Source organism: Mycobacterium sp. SMC-18 (assembly GCF_045310895.1).
In the GTDB taxonomy this organism is placed as follows: domain Bacteria; phylum Actinomycetota; class Actinomycetes; order Mycobacteriales; family Mycobacteriaceae; genus Mycobacterium.
The window spans coordinates 1-15,236 of record NZ_JBJIAL010000016.1; the positions used below are offsets into that span (position 1 = coordinate 1).

At 69.0% G+C, this 15,236-nt stretch carries 17 protein-coding genes; 10 read left to right on the forward strand and 7 right to left on the reverse strand.

Annotated elements, in window-relative coordinates:
• Positions 1–121: 121 nt before the first annotated feature.
• From ACJH6J_RS15875 to ACJH6J_RS15895, 5 genes are all read left to right on the forward strand, one after another.
• Entirely contained in the window at positions 122–271 is a 150-nt protein-coding gene (locus ACJH6J_RS15875; RefSeq protein WP_064859942.1) for a DUF1059 domain-containing protein, read from the forward strand.
• Between the two features lie 172 nt (positions 272–443).
• Entirely contained in the window at positions 444–872 is a 429-nt protein-coding gene (locus ACJH6J_RS15880) for a MarR family winged helix-turn-helix transcriptional regulator (RefSeq protein ID WP_406775621.1), read from the forward strand.
• Positions 873–904: 32 nt separating this feature from the next.
• The gene (locus ACJH6J_RS15885) at positions 905–1,267 is read left to right on the forward strand and encodes a nuclear transport factor 2 family protein (protein WP_406775580.1); all 363 of its coding nucleotides are present in this window, start codon (positions 905–907) and stop codon (positions 1,265–1,267) included.
• Between the two features lie 58 nt (positions 1,268–1,325).
• The gene (locus ACJH6J_RS15890) at positions 1,326–2,066 is read left to right on the forward strand and encodes an SDR family oxidoreductase (RefSeq protein WP_318986236.1); all 741 of its coding nucleotides are present in this window, start codon (positions 1,326–1,328) and stop codon (positions 2,064–2,066) included.
• A gap of 98 nt (positions 2,067–2,164) precedes the next feature.
• On the forward strand, positions 2,165–3,580 hold the full coding sequence (locus ACJH6J_RS15895) for a CHAD domain-containing protein (RefSeq protein WP_406775622.1): 1,416 nt from the start codon (positions 2,165–2,167) through the stop codon (positions 3,578–3,580).
• Here the strand turns inward: ACJH6J_RS15895 and ACJH6J_RS15900 are convergent, their stop codons facing one another.
• Positions 3,581–4,627, reverse strand: a complete 1,047-nt coding sequence (locus ACJH6J_RS15900; protein WP_406775581.1) for a hypothetical protein — start codon at positions 4,625–4,627, stop codon at positions 3,581–3,583.
• Between the two features lie 45 nt (positions 4,628–4,672).
• The gene (locus ACJH6J_RS15905; protein ID WP_318986233.1) at positions 4,673–5,458 is read right to left on the reverse strand and encodes a hypothetical protein; all 786 of its coding nucleotides are present in this window, start codon (positions 5,456–5,458) and stop codon (positions 4,673–4,675) included.
• Positions 5,459–5,641: 183 nt separating this feature from the next.
• On the opposite strand from ACJH6J_RS15905, the gene ACJH6J_RS15910 reads away from it, so the two are divergent.
• Positions 5,642–6,820, forward strand: a complete 1,179-nt coding sequence (locus ACJH6J_RS15910; RefSeq protein ID WP_318986232.1) for a mannosyltransferase — start codon at positions 5,642–5,644, stop codon at positions 6,818–6,820.
• Here the strand turns inward: ACJH6J_RS15910 and ACJH6J_RS15915 are convergent.
• Complete coding sequence (locus tag ACJH6J_RS15915) at positions 6,801–7,076, reverse strand: 4a-hydroxytetrahydrobiopterin dehydratase (protein WP_064979105.1); 276 nt, start codon at positions 7,074–7,076, stop codon at positions 6,801–6,803. The genes ACJH6J_RS15910 and ACJH6J_RS15915 overlap by 20 nt on opposite strands.
• A 144-nt stretch (positions 7,077–7,220) precedes the next feature.
• Here ACJH6J_RS15915 and ACJH6J_RS15920 point away from each other — a divergent pair, with 144 nt between their 5' ends.
• Positions 7,221–8,075, forward strand: coding sequence for a DUF559 domain-containing protein (locus ACJH6J_RS15920; protein WP_318986231.1), 855 nt, complete (start codon positions 7,221–7,223; stop codon positions 8,073–8,075).
• A 74-nt stretch (positions 8,076–8,149) separates the two neighbouring features.
• Positions 8,150–8,536: a (deoxy)nucleoside triphosphate pyrophosphohydrolase gene (locus tag ACJH6J_RS15925; protein WP_346415227.1), complete on the forward strand. Its 387-nt coding sequence runs from the start codon at positions 8,150–8,152 to the stop codon at positions 8,534–8,536.
• Here ACJH6J_RS15925 and ACJH6J_RS15930 read toward each other — a convergent pair.
• Both ACJH6J_RS15930 and ACJH6J_RS15935 read right to left on the reverse strand, forming a co-directional pair.
• Positions 8,530–8,802, reverse strand: a complete 273-nt coding sequence (locus ACJH6J_RS15930; protein ID WP_061001917.1) for a hypothetical protein — start codon at positions 8,800–8,802, stop codon at positions 8,530–8,532. The genes ACJH6J_RS15925 and ACJH6J_RS15930 overlap by 7 nt on opposite strands.
• 93 nt (positions 8,803–8,895) lie before the next feature.
• Positions 8,896–9,063: a hypothetical protein gene (locus ACJH6J_RS15935; protein WP_110767632.1), complete on the reverse strand. Its 168-nt coding sequence runs from the start codon at positions 9,061–9,063 to the stop codon at positions 8,896–8,898.
• A gap of 68 nt (positions 9,064–9,131) precedes the next feature.
• On the opposite strand from ACJH6J_RS15935, the gene typA reads away from it, so the two are divergent.
• Entirely contained in the window at positions 9,132–11,036 is a 1,905-nt protein-coding gene (gene typA, locus ACJH6J_RS15940) for a translational GTPase TypA (RefSeq protein WP_061001920.1), read from the forward strand.
• A gap of 48 nt (positions 11,037–11,084) precedes the next feature.
• Here the strand turns inward: typA and ACJH6J_RS15945 are convergent, their stop codons facing one another.
• A complete protein-coding gene (locus ACJH6J_RS15945; protein WP_061001922.1) occupies positions 11,085–11,957 on the reverse strand; it encodes a hypothetical protein in 873 nt (290 codons plus the stop codon).
• Between the two features lie 64 nt (positions 11,958–12,021).
• Here ACJH6J_RS15945 and ACJH6J_RS15950 point away from each other — a divergent pair, with 64 nt between their 5' ends.
• Positions 12,022–13,929, forward strand: a complete 1,908-nt coding sequence (locus tag ACJH6J_RS15950) for an ABC transporter family substrate-binding protein (RefSeq protein ID WP_406804201.1) — start codon at positions 12,022–12,024, stop codon at positions 13,927–13,929.
• On the opposite strand, the gene ACJH6J_RS15955 is transcribed toward ACJH6J_RS15950, so the two are convergent.
• The gene (locus ACJH6J_RS15955) at positions 13,916–15,217 is read right to left on the reverse strand and encodes a chloride channel protein (RefSeq protein WP_406804202.1); all 1,302 of its coding nucleotides are present in this window, start codon (positions 15,215–15,217) and stop codon (positions 13,916–13,918) included. The two genes, ACJH6J_RS15950 and ACJH6J_RS15955, sit on opposite strands and share 14 nt — an antisense overlap.
• Between the last annotated feature and the right edge of the window lie 19 nt (positions 15,218–15,236).

The window sequence follows — 15,236 nt, forward strand, 5'->3', positions numbered from 1 at the left end:
CATTTTCGAGAGACCTCGACCTCTATCCCGGCAACGACGCGCCAACCACCTCTACACCCTCATCTGTGAAGAGCCCGTAAATCTCCATACCGACCATCATGCGTATGGGAAGGTGATGTGTATGGCTAAGACACACTTGAATTGCCCCTGCGGCGAGGCGATTTCCGGCAGTGACGAGGACGATCTGGTCGAGAAGGCCCAGGCCCACCTCGCTGAGCAACACCCCGGTCGGGAGTACGACCGCGAGATGATTCTCTTCATGGCCTACTGAGCCATCAACCAAGGCGAGCGTGGCTGCCGTTGGGGGGTGGCCACGCTCGCTGTTGCGTAGTCGGGTCTGTCCGACCGTCATACTGGCGACCGTGACGCCGAGAAAGGCAGGGGAGCCGACTCCCGAGCGGGGCTGGCTGACGCCGAAGCAGCAGCGGGCCTGGGTCGCCTACATGCGGGTACAGCTTCGGATGAACTACGAGATGAACCGGCAGCTGCAAGCCGACTCGGGGCTCTCGCTCGCCGACTACGACGTGCTGGTCGCGCTCAGCGGCGACACCGGCGGCGGCCTGCGTGTCAGTGACCTGGCCGCGCAGATCGGCTGGGAACGCAGCCGGCTCTCGCACCAATTGCGTCGCATGGAACAACGCGGCTTGACCGAGCGCCGACCGAGCGCCGCGGATGGCCGCACCACCAATGTCGTGCTGACCGCCGACGGCCGGCGGGCGATCGCCGAGGCCGCACCCGGGCACGTCGACCTCGTGCGCAGTCTGTTCTTCGACCCGCTGCCGGAGAACCTGCTCGGACCGTTCACCGCGGCACTGGAGCACATTCACGTCAACCTCGATCACCACAGCTCGCTCCCGCCCGCGCCGGGTTAGAATTAGGTGATAAATCACCTATAGGGAGCGTCATGAGTGAAGTCATCACCCGCTTGATGGAAGCCAATCTGCTCGCCGTGTTCGATGAACGCGACCCACGGCTCCGTGCCGCCGCGATCGCGGAGACCTACTCGGACGATGTCACGTGGGTCGATGATGACGGCGTGACCGTCGGCCGCGACCGGTTGAATGCCAAGGTGGCTGAGCTGCAGGAAAAGCTGGCAGGCTTGCATTTCGTGAAGGCCGGCCCGGTGCGCCGGACCCGTGGCCTGGGCTTCCTGGCGTGGGAGGTACGTACTCCGGACGACGCCACGGTGGCGTCGGGTTTCGACGTCGCGGAGATCGTCGACGAGCGCATCGTTCGGCTGTGGACTGTGCTGAATGCCGCGGAATAGGTGACACATCACCTATGTTGTGACTGCCGAACGGCACACAACAGTGAGGACAACGATCATGGGACAGCTCGACGGCAAGACAGCACTGGTCACCGGGGGAACGTCGGGCATCGGCCTGGCGACCGCAAAGCGCCTCGCGGATGAGGGCGCGTACGTGTTCATCACCGGACGTGATCGCACGCGGCTCGATGAGGCGGCCGCAGCCATCGGCGCGCACGGTGTCCAGAGCGACATCAGCAAGCCAGAGGAGCTCGACGTCCTCGCCGCCGCGATCGCCGAGCACGGCGCGGGCCTCGACGTCGTCTTCGCCAATGCCGGCGGCGGCGACTTCGCCACCCTCGCCGATGTGACACCCCAGCACTACCGCGACAACTTCGACCGCAATGTGGCCGGCACGGTGTTCACCGTGCAGAAGACGCTGCCGCTGCTGAACGACGGCGCGTCGATCATCCTCGCCGGCTCCACCGCCGCGTCCGAAGGCGTTCCGGCGTTCGGGCTCTACGCCGCGTCCAAAGCTGCCATCCGGTCGCTCGGTCGCACGTGGGCAGCGGAGCTCGCCGACCGCAAGATCCGGGTCAACACCGTCGTCCCGGGACCGATCGAAACCCCTGGACTGACCGGCTTGGCACCGGCCGAGCAGAAGCAGGATCTCCTCGACGGCATGGCGGCGCAGGTGCCGCTGAAGCGGTTGGGACGCCCTGAGGAGATCGCGGCCGCGGTGCTGTTCCTGGCCTCGGACCAGAGCAGCTTCATGACCGGTGCCGAATTGGCCGTCGACGGCGGCCAGATCCAGCTCTGACCGCCACGTCGAGACGATGCCGTCGGCTGGTTGACCTCGGCATCGTCTCGACACCACGGCTGGTTTGATCGCCGGAGCACGCGGCTATGCCCCTGGGTATGCACGAGGTTCTGGAACGCGAAGGCAAGTGGGACGTCGATGACCGGTTTCGGTTGCCCGACCTACGCGGCATCGTCCCGGACGCCGACATCGAGCACGACACCGTCGACCTCACCAGCGACTACTACGACACCAGCGACCGCGACCTGCTGGCGCACCGCGTCCAGCTGCGCCGTCGCTCCGGCGACGGTGACACGGGGTGGCAGCTGAAGGTGCCGGCCGCCGATGGGCGCGTCGAACTGCACTGGGCGTTGACGGAGAAGTTGCCCGATGCGGCCGCTGAGCTCCTCGGCGGCATCAGCCTCGGCAAGCAACTGGCGAGCGTCGCCACGATCCACACCGTCCGGGATCGGTACCGGCTCGCCGAGCCCGGGTCCGGCGAACTCTATGCCGAGATTGCCGACGATTCGGTGCGGGCGTCGGCGAACGAGCGGCTACTCGCCTGGCGTGAGGTCGAAGTCGAACTGGGGCCGCACACCCCGTCGATGCCGAAGCGCCTCGTCCGCCGTCTGAAAGCCGCGGGCGCCCGGCCGTCGCGCTTTCCGTCGAAGCTCGCCCACGTCCTGCCGCAGATTCGGTCCGTCGAGCGCGTGTCGCCCGCGGCGCGTGCGTTGCTCGGGTACCTCAACGCCCAGATCGACCAGATCGTGTTGGGCGACATCGAATTACGGCGGGGACAGGACCCCATCCACGACACGCGGGTGGCGATCCGGCGGCTGCGGAGCACGCTGCGGGTGTTCGGCAAGCTGCTGGATCAGGCCGCTGTCGAAGAGCTCGATGAGGACCTGCGATGGTTCGCGGGGCTGCTCGGCGAGGTTCGTGATTGTCAGGTGCAGCAGTTCAGATTCACCGAAGCGCTCGAAGAGTTGCCGGAAGAATTGATCCTGGGTCCGGTCCGGGCCCGCATCCGCAATGACCTGCAGGCCGTCGAGCTGCCCGCGCGGGCGCGCATCACCGAGGCCATGGACTCGCCGCGTTACCGGGCGATGATGACGGTGCTGCGGTCATGGCGCACGGCGCCACCGGTCGATCTCGAGACGAGCACCGCCGCACTGGTCAAGCGGGCACGTAAGGCCCAACGGAAAGCTGACCGACGGCTCGTCGCAGCGCTCGGTGGCGATGACGTCGACGCCGCGCTGTTGCACCGCGCCCGCAAGGCCGCCAAGCGCGCCCGGTACGCGGCGGAGCTATGCCGCGATGTCGAGGGCTCGAAGCGAACGGTCAAGCATTACAAGCGATTTCAGTCGATCCTGGGCGATCACCAGGACACCGTGGTCGCATCTGACATCTTGCGCCGCCTGGCGCTGGCGAGTGGCACGACGGCCGGTGAGAACGGCTTCACCTTCGGCCTGCTGTACGGCCGCGAACAGCGGATAGCCGACGCGTGCCGACAGCAGGCCCGAGCGATGTTGTGATTACGGCACCACCGAGGAACCGATGGTGGGCATGAACTGGCACTGCTTCTCGGTCGTGGTCACCTGACCGAAGATGGTCGACATGATGCTGCCCGAGCCGGTGTCGACGATGGCGGTCAGCGTCGTCGGGCCCTGCGGGTTGATGTCGGCCTGCGGCTTGAGGGTCGCGCTGCCCGACTTGCCGGTCGTCAGGTTGACCCAGGTGACGTTCAGCGGCAGCTTCTGCTCGGCGGCCGGGCCGGGCGTGCCGACCGCGGTGAACACGTAGGCGGTCTGGCCGGGGCCGGGGCCCGGGGTCGGAATCTTCGCGGGGCCCGCCACGCTGATCGCAGTCGCCAGCACATTGCCGCCGTCAGCGCCGCAGCCGTTGCTGATCGACGGGTACATGAAGTCCTGCGTGATCGGCGTGCCCGGGCCGAACGCGCCGGCCGGCGCGGGGGCCGGCGCAGCGGCCGGGGCGGCTTCGGGGGCGGGGACCGTCGCCGCGGCCTGGGTGACCGGGGCAGCGGCCGGGGCGGCCTCAGGAGCCGGCGCCGGCGCAGGTGCCGGGGCAGGGGCGGGTGCCGGAGCAGGCGCTGCGGCGGGTGCGGGTGCGGCCTCGGGGGCCGGAGCCGGGGCAGCCTCCGGGGCCGGTGCCGGAGCGGCCTCGGCCACCGGGCCGACGGCGTGCACCGGGTCGACGCCGGCCGGCAGGTGGGCCTCGGCACCAGGAACGGCGCCCGGGGCGGGCACGTGGTTCGCGGCCGGGTCGGCGGCGAACTGGTTCACGGCGTTGGCCAGATTCTTCGAATCCGACGGTGCCGCCTTGTTCCCGGCGAACGCCCGGGCTGCTGCCATGAGCAGCTCCGCGGCGCCCGCCGGGTCAGCGGCGGCCTGCTGGATCACCGGGGCGAGAGTCTGCATGGCCGGCAGACCAGGAGCCTGCAGGCCATCGATGGGCAGCGGCAACGGCAGTGGCGACGCCGGATCAGCGTGGGCGACGGTGGCCGCGCTGATCGTGAGTGCGACGGATGCGCCGAGTGCGACGAACAGCTTCCTCGATTGCATGACTCTCTCCCCGGTTTCGTATCGGTTATCTGGTTACGGCGCGGATCACGGCAAGCCGGAGGTGATGACCGGCGCGAGGCTGGTCAGGCTCATGATCCCCGGGACGACGCCCGGGATGGCCTGTGCAGCCGGTGCGGCAGCCGCCACGGCGGCGGGTGCGGTGGCCAGCGGCGACGCCGCCGCAGCCGGAGCGGCGAGCGGTGCCGTGGCGGCGGCCAGCGGGGCGGCAGCGGCCGGAGCAGCGGCAGCCAGCGGTGCGGCCAGCGGTGCGGTCGCGGCGGCGAGCGGGGCAGTCAGCGGCGAGGTCGCAGCGGTTGCGGCGGTCGCAGCGGGCGCGGCAGCAGCAGCGGGCTGCGGCAGCAGGTTCGCCAGCGGGGTACCGGCCGGCAGCAGCGAGGTCAGGTCACCGGGGAAGGCGACCTGCTTCGGCAGCGGGACGGGCGAGCCCGGAATCTGCGGCAGGTTGATGTTGGCCGACGGGATCAGGCCCTGGGCCGGGGCCGGCGCAGCAGCGGCGGCCGGGGCAGCGGCCGCCGGAGCGGTGGCGCCGGGGACCAGGTTCTGCGGCAGGGTCACCGATGCAGTGGCGGCCGGAGCGGCCGGAGCGGCGGCCGGCGCGCCCGAGGTCAGGGCCTGGGTGACACCCGACAGCGCCTGGACCGGAGCCTGGGCGAGTTCGTTGACCAGCGGCGTGCCGGGCACGACGGGGGCCGGGGCCGCGGGGGCCGGGTCGGCGGCGGCGACCGCGCTCAGGGCGATCGCCACCGGGACTGCGCCGGCGGCGGCAATCATGCTGGTGGCCAACAATTTTCCAGTGGTGCGTGTGCGCATTTTGGGGGTCCTCCCGGTCCAGTCGTGGCGCGTCATCACCGAAGCTATTCAGTTACTGGTGTTACTCAAGTGACACGTGTGGCATTTATGGATCCGTTACTGATCGGAAGGCGAAGGGTGACCGACCGTTACAGTCATGCGATAAACACCGCCACGCGATCAGTTCTCCGATGGGCGCCGCTGATGCTGGCGCTCAGCGTCGCCGCGCGCTTCGCGTGGACCTACCTGGTCCCCAACGGGGCCAACTTCGTCGACCTCCACGTCTACTTCGGCGGCGCGGCGACCCTCGGCAGTGGTCGCCCGCTGTACGACTACGTCTACGCCGACCAGACCCCGGACTTCCCGCTGCCGTTCACCTATCCGCCGTTCGCGGCAGTGCTGTTCTATCCGCTGCACTTCGTGCCGTTCGGTTTGCTGGCGTTCTGCTGGCAGGTCGGGATCATCGGTGCGCTCTACGGCGTGGTGTGGATCAGCTTGCGGCTCATCGGGTTTCGGGGCGAGCGAAGCGACGGGAAATGTCCAGTCGATCCCTCGCACCGGCTGGCCATGGCCTGGACGGCCGTCGGCATCTGGACCGAGCCGCTGCGCAGCACGTTCGACTACGGGCAGATCAACGTCGTCCTCGTACTGGCCGTTCTCTACGCCGTCTACAGCACCCGCTGGTGGTGGTCCGGTCTGCTGGTGGGTCTGGCCGCCGGGGTGAAGCTGACGCCCGCGGTCACGGGGCTGTACTTCCTCGGCGTCCGCCGGTGGGGCGCTGCGGTGTTCGCGGCCGTCACCTTCGCCGGCACCGTGCTGGTGTCGTGGCTGGTGCTGCGCGACCAGGCGCTCTACTACTTCACGGACCTGCTCGGCGACGCCCACCGGATCGGTCCCGTCGCGACGTCGTTCAACCAGTCCTGGCGCGGCGCGATCTCGCGGATCGTCGGCCACGACGCCGGTTTCGAGCCCGCGGTGCTGATCGCGGTGGTGCTGACGGCCGTGCTGGCGGTGTTCGCCTGGCGCGCCGTCTACGGTCCCGGCCGGCCGGATCGACTGGGCGCGCTGCTCGTCGTGCAGTTGTTCGGCCTGCTGTTCTCGCCGATCTCGTGGACCCACCACTGGGTGTGGCTGATCCCGCTGATGATGTGGTTGTGGCACGGGCCGTTCGCGGAGCTCGCTTCCGCGCGCGTCTTGCGTTGGATCTGGCTGGTGCTGCTGCTGGTCGGCGTGCCGTGGCTGCTGAGTTTCGCGCAGCCGACGATCTGGGTGATCAGCCGTCCGTGGTACCTGTCCTGGGCGGGGTTGATCTACCCGGTGATGACGGTGGTGACGCTGGCGTGGATGGCCCTGCGAACCAGGACTAGACGACCAGTCCGTTGATGTCCGTGGCCATCTCCACGTCCTTGTCGGTGATACCACCCTCGGAATGTGTGACCAGGGTGAAAGTAACTGTCCGCCAACGGATGTCGATGTCCGGATGATGATCCTTGGCTTCCGCGTGGATCGCCACTCGGCGGACGGCATCGATACCGTCGAGGAACGCCGGGAACTTCACGGACCTGCGTAGCGCGCCGTCGGCGCGTTCCCAGCCTTCGGGCAGTGCGGCGTCTACTTGTTCATCGGTGAGGACGGCCATGACCCCATTGTTGCGGCGAGAGTGGGGGATTACGAGGAATCGTTTGCGATTTTCCGCGTAAACCCCCACGCTCGACGGCCTGACCTGTGGATAACCGGGTCGCTGGGCGTCAGATTTGTCGCCCGTCCCGTCGAGGGTGACGTCATGGACCAACTCATCCTCGGGTCGCAGGCGCTGCGGACAGGACGCCTGACGGAGCATCAGTTGCGTACCCGGTATCGCATGGTTTATCGCAACGTGTACCTGGCCAAGGGCGTCGAGATGACGGCCGAGTTGAAGGCGCGCGCCGGTTGGCTGTTCGCAGGGCCGGATGCGGTGATTGCCGGGGTGTCTGCGGCTGCGGTGCACGGTACGAAGTGGCTCGACCCCGATGCGCCCGCGGTGGTGGTCCGGCCAGATCGCCATAGCCCACGAGGGCTGACGACTCATTCGTATGCCCTTGCTCCGCAAGACATTTGTGTGCGGCGCGGTATGCGTGTCACAACTGCCGCCCGCACGGCCTTCGACCTCGCGCGACTGCTGCCGCAGCACCGGGCCGTGCCGATAGTGGATGCGCTGATGAACGCAACCGATCTGAAACTCGTCGACATCGAACCGTTGATCGCGGCGAATCCAGGTACCCGCGGTGTGCATCGGGCGCAGTCTGCTCTGACGTTGGTGGACGGTGGTGCTGAATCGCCGCAGGAATCGCGGCTGCGGCTGGGGCTGGTCGCCGGCGGCCTTCCGTTTCCCGAGACGCAGATCCGCTTCTTCGACGATTACGGCGAGGCGTTCATCCGCGTCGACATGGGGTGGCGTCAGTGGAAGGTGGCAGTCGAGTACGACGGTGTCCAGCACTGGAACGACAGTCGGCAGCGGGCCTGGGATATCGAACGTCTCGCGATCCTGGAAGCCATGGGGTGGGTGGTCATCCGGGTCAGTGCGGCGATGTTGCGCGAGCCCGAAAAGCTGGTCGCGAGAGTGCGCGCGAAGCTGCGAGCCGCCGGATGCCCGGTCTGACGCCGAGCGTGGGGGTTTACGAGGTACTTCGGCCGAATATTCGCGTAAACCCCCACGTTCGACGAGCCAGTAGCCTGGCCGACGTGATCGTCGTCGCCGGAGCCCTTATCGCCGACGCCAGACTGCTGGTCGCTCAGCGCAATCGGCCGCCGGAACTCGCGGGCCTCTGGGAGCTGCCGGGTGGGAAGGTCGCGCCGGGGGAGACCGACGCGCAGGCGCTGGCCCGGGAACTCCACGAGGAACTTGGCGTCATCGTGACCGTCGGGGAAAAGGTGGGCGAGGACGTGCCGTTGTCCGACACCGTCACGTTGCGGGCGTACCGGGTGTCGACCGACGACGCGCCCCATGCCCATGACCACCACGCCGTCCGCTGGGTGGGGGCGGCCGAACTCGAAGACCTGCCCTGGGTGCCCGCCGACCGCGCGTGGCTGGCCGAGCTGACGGCCGCGCTGACTCAGTAGTGCAGCTTGTCGCCGACGACGCGCGCCGACGCCATCGCGGTGCCGTGCTGCGCGGTGTACAGCGGGTGCAGCAGCGCAGGGTACTTGCAATGCGGGCAGTCGGTCTTCGGTTTGTTCACCGTGGAGAACGCCAAATGGTGACACGCAGCACACCGCACCACGAAGAATCCGCCGGCCCAATTGGCCAATCCGGCGAATATCGCGGCCGTTGCGCCGAGCGCCAGCACGAATCCGACCAAGCCGGTCAACACTTCGTAGATGGTCATGACGACGACCTCCTCGCGCTGGTTCTCTGGAACTGACGAGACGCTTCCACGGTACTCGCGAAACCAGTAAAGAAGCAGGTCAATCGCTGTATATCAGGCCTTGCGGGCGCGCTTGTAAACCTTCTCGAGATCCTTGCCGTGGATCCCGTGGTGTGCCGCCTTCTGCACCTTGTGCAGCACCAGCGGACACCGCTTGCACCGGGGCTTGCTGCGGCAGCACTTCTTCTTCGGTTTAGCCCCGGCGAGCTTGCTGGCCTTCATCGATTAGCAGTTTTGCCAGGCCGTCCGCGGTTTCGCAAACCGGCCCCCTCGCTGCGACAATCTTTGGCGTGAGTGAGCAGGCCAGCGCCGGATTCAGAAATGTCGCCATCGTCGCACACGTCGACCACGGCAAGACGACCCTCGTCGATGCCATGCTGCGGCAGTCCGGAGCCCTGGACCGGGGTGACGACTCCACCGAACGCATCATGGACTCGGGTGACCTTGAAAAGGAAAAGGGCATCACGATCCTGGCCAAGAACACCGCGGTGCACCGGCACAACGCCGACGGCACCGTGACGGTCATCAACGTGATCGACACCCCCGGCCACGCCGACTTCGGTGGCGAGGTCGAGCGCGGCCTGTCCATGGTCGACGGTGTCGTGCTGCTGGTCGACGCCTCCGAGGGCCCGCTCCCGCAGACCCGCTTCGTGCTGCGCAAGGCCCTGGCCGCGCACCTGCCCGTCATCCTCGTGGTGAACAAGACCGACCGGCCCGACGCCCGCATCGCCGAGGTCGTCGAGGAGAGCCACGACCTGCTGCTCGACGTCGCCTCCGACCTGGACGAGGAAGCCCAGGCCGCGGCCGAGAAGGCCCTCGACCTGCCGACCCTGTACGCCTCGGGCCGCGCCGGTGTCGCCTCGACCGTCCAGCCCGCCAACGGCGAGGTGCCCGACAGCGAGAACCTGGACCCGCTGTTCGACGTGCTGCTCGAGCACATCCCGGCGCCCAAGGGCAACCCGGATGCCCCGCTGCAGGCGCTGGTGACCAACCTCGACGCGTCGGCCTTCCTCGGTCGTCTGGCGCTGGTGCGCGTCTACAACGGCAAGATCAAGAAGGGCCAGCAGGTGGCCTGGATGCGTGAGGTAGACGGCGCGCCCGTCATCACCACCGGCAAGATCACCGAGCTGCTCGTCACCGTCGGTGTCGAGCGCACCCCGACCACCGAGGCCGTCGCCGGCGACATCGTCGCCGTCGCCGGTATGTCCGAGATCATGATCGGTGACACCCTCGCCGACCTCGAGCACGCGCACGCCCTGCCGCGCATCACCGTCGACGAGCCGGCCATCTCGGTGACCGTCGGCACCAACAGCTCGCCGCTGGCGGGCAAGGTTTCCGGTCACAAGCTGACCGCGCGAATGGTCAAGTCCCGCTTGGATTCCGAGCTGGTCGGTAACGTCTCGATCCGCGTCGTCGACATCGGCAGGCCGGATGCCTGGGAAGTCCAGGGCCGTGGTGAGCTGGCGCTGGCCATCCTCGTCGAGCAGATGCGCCGCGAGGGCTTCGAGCTGACGGTCGGCAAGCCTCAGGTGGTCACCCGGCAGATCGACGGCAAGCTGCACGAGCCGTTCGAAGCCATGACCATCGACTGTCCCGAAGAGTTCGTCGGCGCCATCACCCAGCTGATGGCCGCCCGCAAGGGCCGCATGGAAGAGATGACGAACCACGCCGCCGGCTGGGTCCGCATGGACTTCATCGTGCCGTCGCGTGGCCTGATCGGCTTCCGCACCGACTTCCTCACCCTGACGCGCGGTACCGGCATCGCCAACGCCGTGTTCGACGGCTACCGCCCGTGGGCCGGCGAGATCCGTGCCCGCCACACCGGCTCGCTGGTCTCCGACCGCAGCGGCTCGGTGACCCCGTTCGCGATGATCCAGCTGGCCGACCGCGGTCAGTTCTTCGTCGAGCCGGGCCAGGACACCTACGAGGGCCAGGTCGTGGGCATCAACCCGCGCGCCGAGGACCTCGACATCAACGTCACCCGTGAGAAGAAGCTGACCAACATGCGCAGCTCGACCGCCGACGTCATGGAGACGCTGGCGCGGCCGCTGGAGCTCGGCCTGGAGCAGGCCATGGAGTTCTGCGCCGAGGACGAGTGCGTCGAGGTCACCCCCGAGGTCGTGCGCGTGCGCAAGGTCGAGCTGACCGCCAGCCTGCGCGCTCGCGCCAAGGCCCGCGAGAAGGCCCGCAACTAACTCTCACCGAACCGAAAGGCCGGCCGGCGCACGCGTTTTCGCGAAGCGCTAGCCGGCCTTCTGGTTTTGGTCCAGCCAGGCGACACCCTCGTCGGCCGCCTTGATCAGCGCACCGCGCTCTCCGAAGTACGTGGACACCGCGCCGACCCACGGCAGCGCGCTCAGGCGCTGCCACCACTTGGTCGGCTGCGGCCGCTTGGCGATCTCGTCGAACGTCGCGCGCAGGATGCCCGCCAGCTGCCAGATGCTCTTGACGACGACGACCGGCAGCGACGACGTGACGGCCTCCAGGGGCTTCCAGCCGTCGGGCGGGGTGTCGGGCAGCGTCTCCGGCTCCGGGGCCTGCGGCACGGCCAGGTCGTCTAGCAAGTCCGCCGGCAGCTGGCGTCGGCACAACACCGCGGCGAGCAGCCGCACCTGCTCGCCCCGATCGGTGACGCCGTATTCGCGGGCCACCGCACACAGCACGATGGCGTGGTTGATGAAACCGGCCAATTCGCTGACCGGCAGTACCCGGGCCAGCACACCGAACGCCCCCGGCGTGGCCACCAGCACGGTGTTCAACGCGCCGACGCGGTGCACCCACCAGTGGATGCGCTCGTCCCGGCTCAGCCGCTCCCACGCGGCGGTACCCGGCAGGTCAGCGGCGTTCATCAGGTGGGCGCCCGCGTTCAGCGCCCGGTCCGCGGTGCTGGGGCTGCGGCCGGCCTCGGCACGCCGGTGCCCCACCCGCAGCCGACGGACCAGGCCGACCAAACCGCGCGGCGGGGTCAGGAGCCGGTGGGTGCGCCTGCGGAGCCCGATCGGATCGGCTTGCGACAGCACGTTGAGCAATGGGTTGATGACGGCGACGGCACGGCTCAGCGCGTCGGCGACGTCGGCATCGGACAGCGGGGTGTACGGCTTCGGCAGCAGGCCCATACCGGAGATTGTGGACCACATCAGGGGCGAGCGGCGCGACGGGGATTTGCGGCGGGGGCCTCGGATGGTGGCTCGGGCTCACCCGGCGGATACCCTGAACGGCGTGCCGACCGCCCGCCGCCAGCTGATGACGACAGGCGCACTGGTGTCGGTCCTGGCGCTTGCGGGCTGCACCGTCAGTCCGCCGCCGGCGCCGCGCAGCACCGAGACGACCAAGACCGTCGTCCCGCCGCCGCCCAAGATGAGCCAGATCATCATGGCCATCGACTGGATCGGGCCCGGGTTCAACCCGCATCTGCAGTCCGACCAGTCGCCGGTCAATGCGGCCATCTCGGCGCTGGTCCTGCCGAGCTCGTTCCGGCCCATCGCAGATCCGGCGTCGCCCTCGGGGTCACGCTGGGAACTCGACCCGTCGCTGCTGCTGTCGGCCGACGTGACCAATCAGAACCCGTTCACCGTCACGTACAAGATTCGTCCCGAGGCGCAGTGGACCGACAACGCGCCCATCGCCGCCGACGACTACTGGTACCAGTGGCGCCAGATGGTCAGCCAGCCCGGCGTCGTCGACCCCGCCGGCTACGACCTGGTGACCGGTGTCCAGTCGGTCGACGGCGGTAAGACGGCCGTGGTGACGTTCGCCAAGCCCTACCCGGCGTGGCGGGAGCTGTTCAACAACATCCTGCCGGCGCACATCGTCAAGGATGTGCCGGGCGGGTTCGGCGCCGGGCTGGCGCGGGCCATGCCGGTGACCGGCGGCCAGTTCCGTGTCGAGAGCATCGACCCGCAGCGTGACGAAATCCTGCTGGCGCGCAACGACCGGTACTGGAGTGTGCCGTCGGTGCCCGACCAGGTGCTGTTCCGGCGCGGGGGATCGCCTGCGGCGCTTGCAGATTCGATCCGTAACCGGGACACCCAGGTGGCCCAGGTGCACGGTGGGCAGGCGACTTTCGCGCAACTCGCGGCCATCCCGGGCGTGCGGACCGCGCGGATCGTCACGCCGCGGGTCATGCAGCTGACGCTGCGTGCGCAGCGGCCCGCACTGACCGACGTCCAGGTCCGCAAGGCACTGCTGGGTCTCCTCGACGTCGGCCTGCTGGCCGCCGTCGGCGCGGGCAGCGACAACACCGTGACGCTGGCGCAGGCTCAGATCCGGACGCCGTCGGACCCCGGCTACGTGCCGACGGCGCCACCGGCGCTGGACCGCAACGCCGCGATGGACCTGTTGGTGCGCGCCGGGTACAACATCGAGCCGGACGTCGCGCCACCGTCACCTCCCGGCGTGCCACCACCGCCGGGCCACGATCGGCTGGTCAAGGACGGCAAGCCGCTGGGGCTGGCCATCGGCGTCGCCGCCAACGACCCGACGTCGGTCGCGGTGGCGAACACGGCCGCCGACCAACTGCGCAGCGTCGGGATCGAGGCCACCGTGCTGGCCATGGATCCGGTGGCGCTGTACGCCGAGGGACTGGAGCGGGTAGACGCGATCGTCGGCTGGCGTCATGCCGGGGGCGACCTGGCGACGGTGCTGGCATCGCGCTACGGCTGCCCGGGATTGGATGCGACGGCGGTCTCCACCGCCACGCCGCCGGCGCCCACGGGGCAGCCGACGGCGTCAACCTCGAAAACCGCTGTGCCGCAGCCCTCGACGCCGACGGTGACGTCGACGGCGCCGACCATTCCGCTGCCCAAGCCGCTCGGCGGCGATCAGCTCGTGCAGGCGCCCAGTAACTTGACCGGCATCTGCGACCACGCGATCCAGCCGAAGATCGACGCGGCGCTGGCCGGCACCGAGAAGATCGCCGACGTGCTGAACGAGCTGGAGCCCAAGCTCTGGGCGATGGAGACGGTGCTGCCGATCCTGCAGGACACCACGATCGTCGCGGCGGGCCCGACGGTGCAGAACGTCAGCCTCACCGGCGCTGTCCCGGTCGGGATCGTGGGCGACGCCGGCAAGTGGGTCAAGGTCCCCTGAGTTGTTTGTGCGCCGGCTTCGGCTCGGTGGTCTTCGCGCGAGCGGCCGACTGTTCCCGCAGCAGCCGGATGCCGTGCGACGAGTACGCGGCCACCGCGAAGACGAGCAGCAGCCAGATCGGCGGATGCGCCAGCTCCCAGACGAACAACGCCGCGAATGCCGGTGCCCGCTGGGTGATCGCGAGGACGCCCGCCGCGCAGGTCAGTGCCACCGCCGGTACGTGCAGATGCGTATCGGCCAGGCCGTTGAGGGCGAACGTCGCGACGGTGCCCGCGGCGGCGCCGGTGGCCAGCGCCGGCGTGATCAGGCCGCCGACCGCGCCGACCCGCAGATACAGCGCGGTGAGCAGTGGTTTGAGCACCAGGAGAACGACCGCGGCGGCGAGGCTCAGCTGCGCGTCGACGCTGACGATCAGCACGCTGCGGCCGTTGCCCGGCAGCTCGGGCCGGTAGATCGAGCAGATGCCGGTCACCAGCCCCGCCAGCGCGACGCCCGGGATGAGCAGCCAGGAGGTCAGCTGCGGCTTGGGCCCCGCTGACGTCATCAACCGGTTGAACGTCAGGCCGATCACCACCGCCAGCGGTGCGATGGCCAGTGCCAGCATGGTGAATTGGTACGACAGTGCCGGATCCGGCCAGGTGAGGTCGCGCTCGAAATGGGTGACCGGATGCGACACCGCGACCGCCAGGCTCGACGTGATGAGCGCCGTGCCGACGACCTTGGGATGCCAGGTGCCCATCATGACGCGCGCGGCGAAGAACGCCCCGCCCAGCGGCACGCTGTACACCGCGCCCAGGCCGGCGCCCGCGGCGCAGGACAGCAGAATCTCGCGGTCGCGGGCCGTCAGCGTCCCGAGCGTCGATGACGTGAGCCGCCCGAGCCACGTCGTCCCGTAACTGCTGAGCACCGCGGCCAATTGGCGCGGCGCCGTCTCGCGGCCGAGCGACGCACCGCTGCCGACGGCCACGGCCTGCAGCGCCGCGTCGGCCGCCATCGGCAGGTGCTGCATCGGCTTCTTCCCGGCGATGGTCGCCGACAGTGACGGAGTCCCGCTGCGGCGACGCAGGATCCACCAGCCGAGCCCCGCCAGCGCTCCGCCGATCGCCGGTGCCAGCGCGCGCCGAACCGGCGAACTGGCGCCGATGCCGTCGAGCAGCAGCCCGTACGAATAGTGGTAGGCGAGATGTTCGACGGCGTGCAGCAACGAGACCGTCAGTGCCCCGGCGACCCCGGCGAGCAGGCCGGTGAGCAGCACCGCACTGCCGAACTCCAGCGCACGTCGCGTCACCCGGTGAATGTATGCCAGC

Coding starts and splice junctions, on each gene's coding strand:
- ACJH6J_RS15875 (WP_064859942.1), top strand. CDS start 122: ATGGCTAAGACACACTTGAATTGCCCCTGCGGCGAGGCGATTTCCGGC.
- ACJH6J_RS15880 (WP_406775621.1), top strand. CDS start 444: ATGCGGGTACAGCTTCGGATGAACTACGAGATGAACCGGCAGCTGCAA.
- ACJH6J_RS15885 (WP_406775580.1), top strand. CDS start 905: ATGAGTGAAGTCATCACCCGCTTGATGGAAGCCAATCTGCTCGCCGTG.
- ACJH6J_RS15890 (WP_318986236.1), top strand. CDS start 1,326: ATGGGACAGCTCGACGGCAAGACAGCACTGGTCACCGGGGGAACGTCG.
- ACJH6J_RS15895 (WP_406775622.1), top strand. CDS start 2,165: ATGCACGAGGTTCTGGAACGCGAAGGCAAGTGGGACGTCGATGACCGG.
- ACJH6J_RS15900 (WP_406775581.1), bottom strand. CDS start 4,627: ATGCAATCGAGGAAGCTGTTCGTCGCACTCGGCGCATCCGTCGCACTC.
- ACJH6J_RS15905 (WP_318986233.1), bottom strand. CDS start 5,458: ATGCGCACACGCACCACTGGAAAATTGTTGGCCACCAGCATGATTGCC.
- ACJH6J_RS15910 (WP_318986232.1), top strand. CDS start 5,642: ATGCTGGCGCTCAGCGTCGCCGCGCGCTTCGCGTGGACCTACCTGGTC.
- ACJH6J_RS15915 (WP_064979105.1), bottom strand. CDS start 7,076: ATGGCCGTCCTCACCGATGAACAAGTAGACGCCGCACTGCCCGAAGGC.
- ACJH6J_RS15920 (WP_318986231.1), top strand. CDS start 7,221: ATGGACCAACTCATCCTCGGGTCGCAGGCGCTGCGGACAGGACGCCTG.
- ACJH6J_RS15930 (WP_061001917.1), bottom strand. CDS start 8,802: ATGACCATCTACGAAGTGTTGACCGGCTTGGTCGGATTCGTGCTGGCG.
- ACJH6J_RS15935 (WP_110767632.1), bottom strand. CDS start 9,063: ATGAAGGCCAGCAAGCTCGCCGGGGCTAAACCGAAGAAGAAGTGCTGC.
- ACJH6J_RS15945 (WP_061001922.1), bottom strand. CDS start 11,957: ATGGGCCTGCTGCCGAAGCCGTACACCCCGCTGTCCGATGCCGACGTC.
- ACJH6J_RS15950 (WP_406804201.1), top strand. CDS start 12,022: ATGGTGGCTCGGGCTCACCCGGCGGATACCCTGAACGGCGTGCCGACC.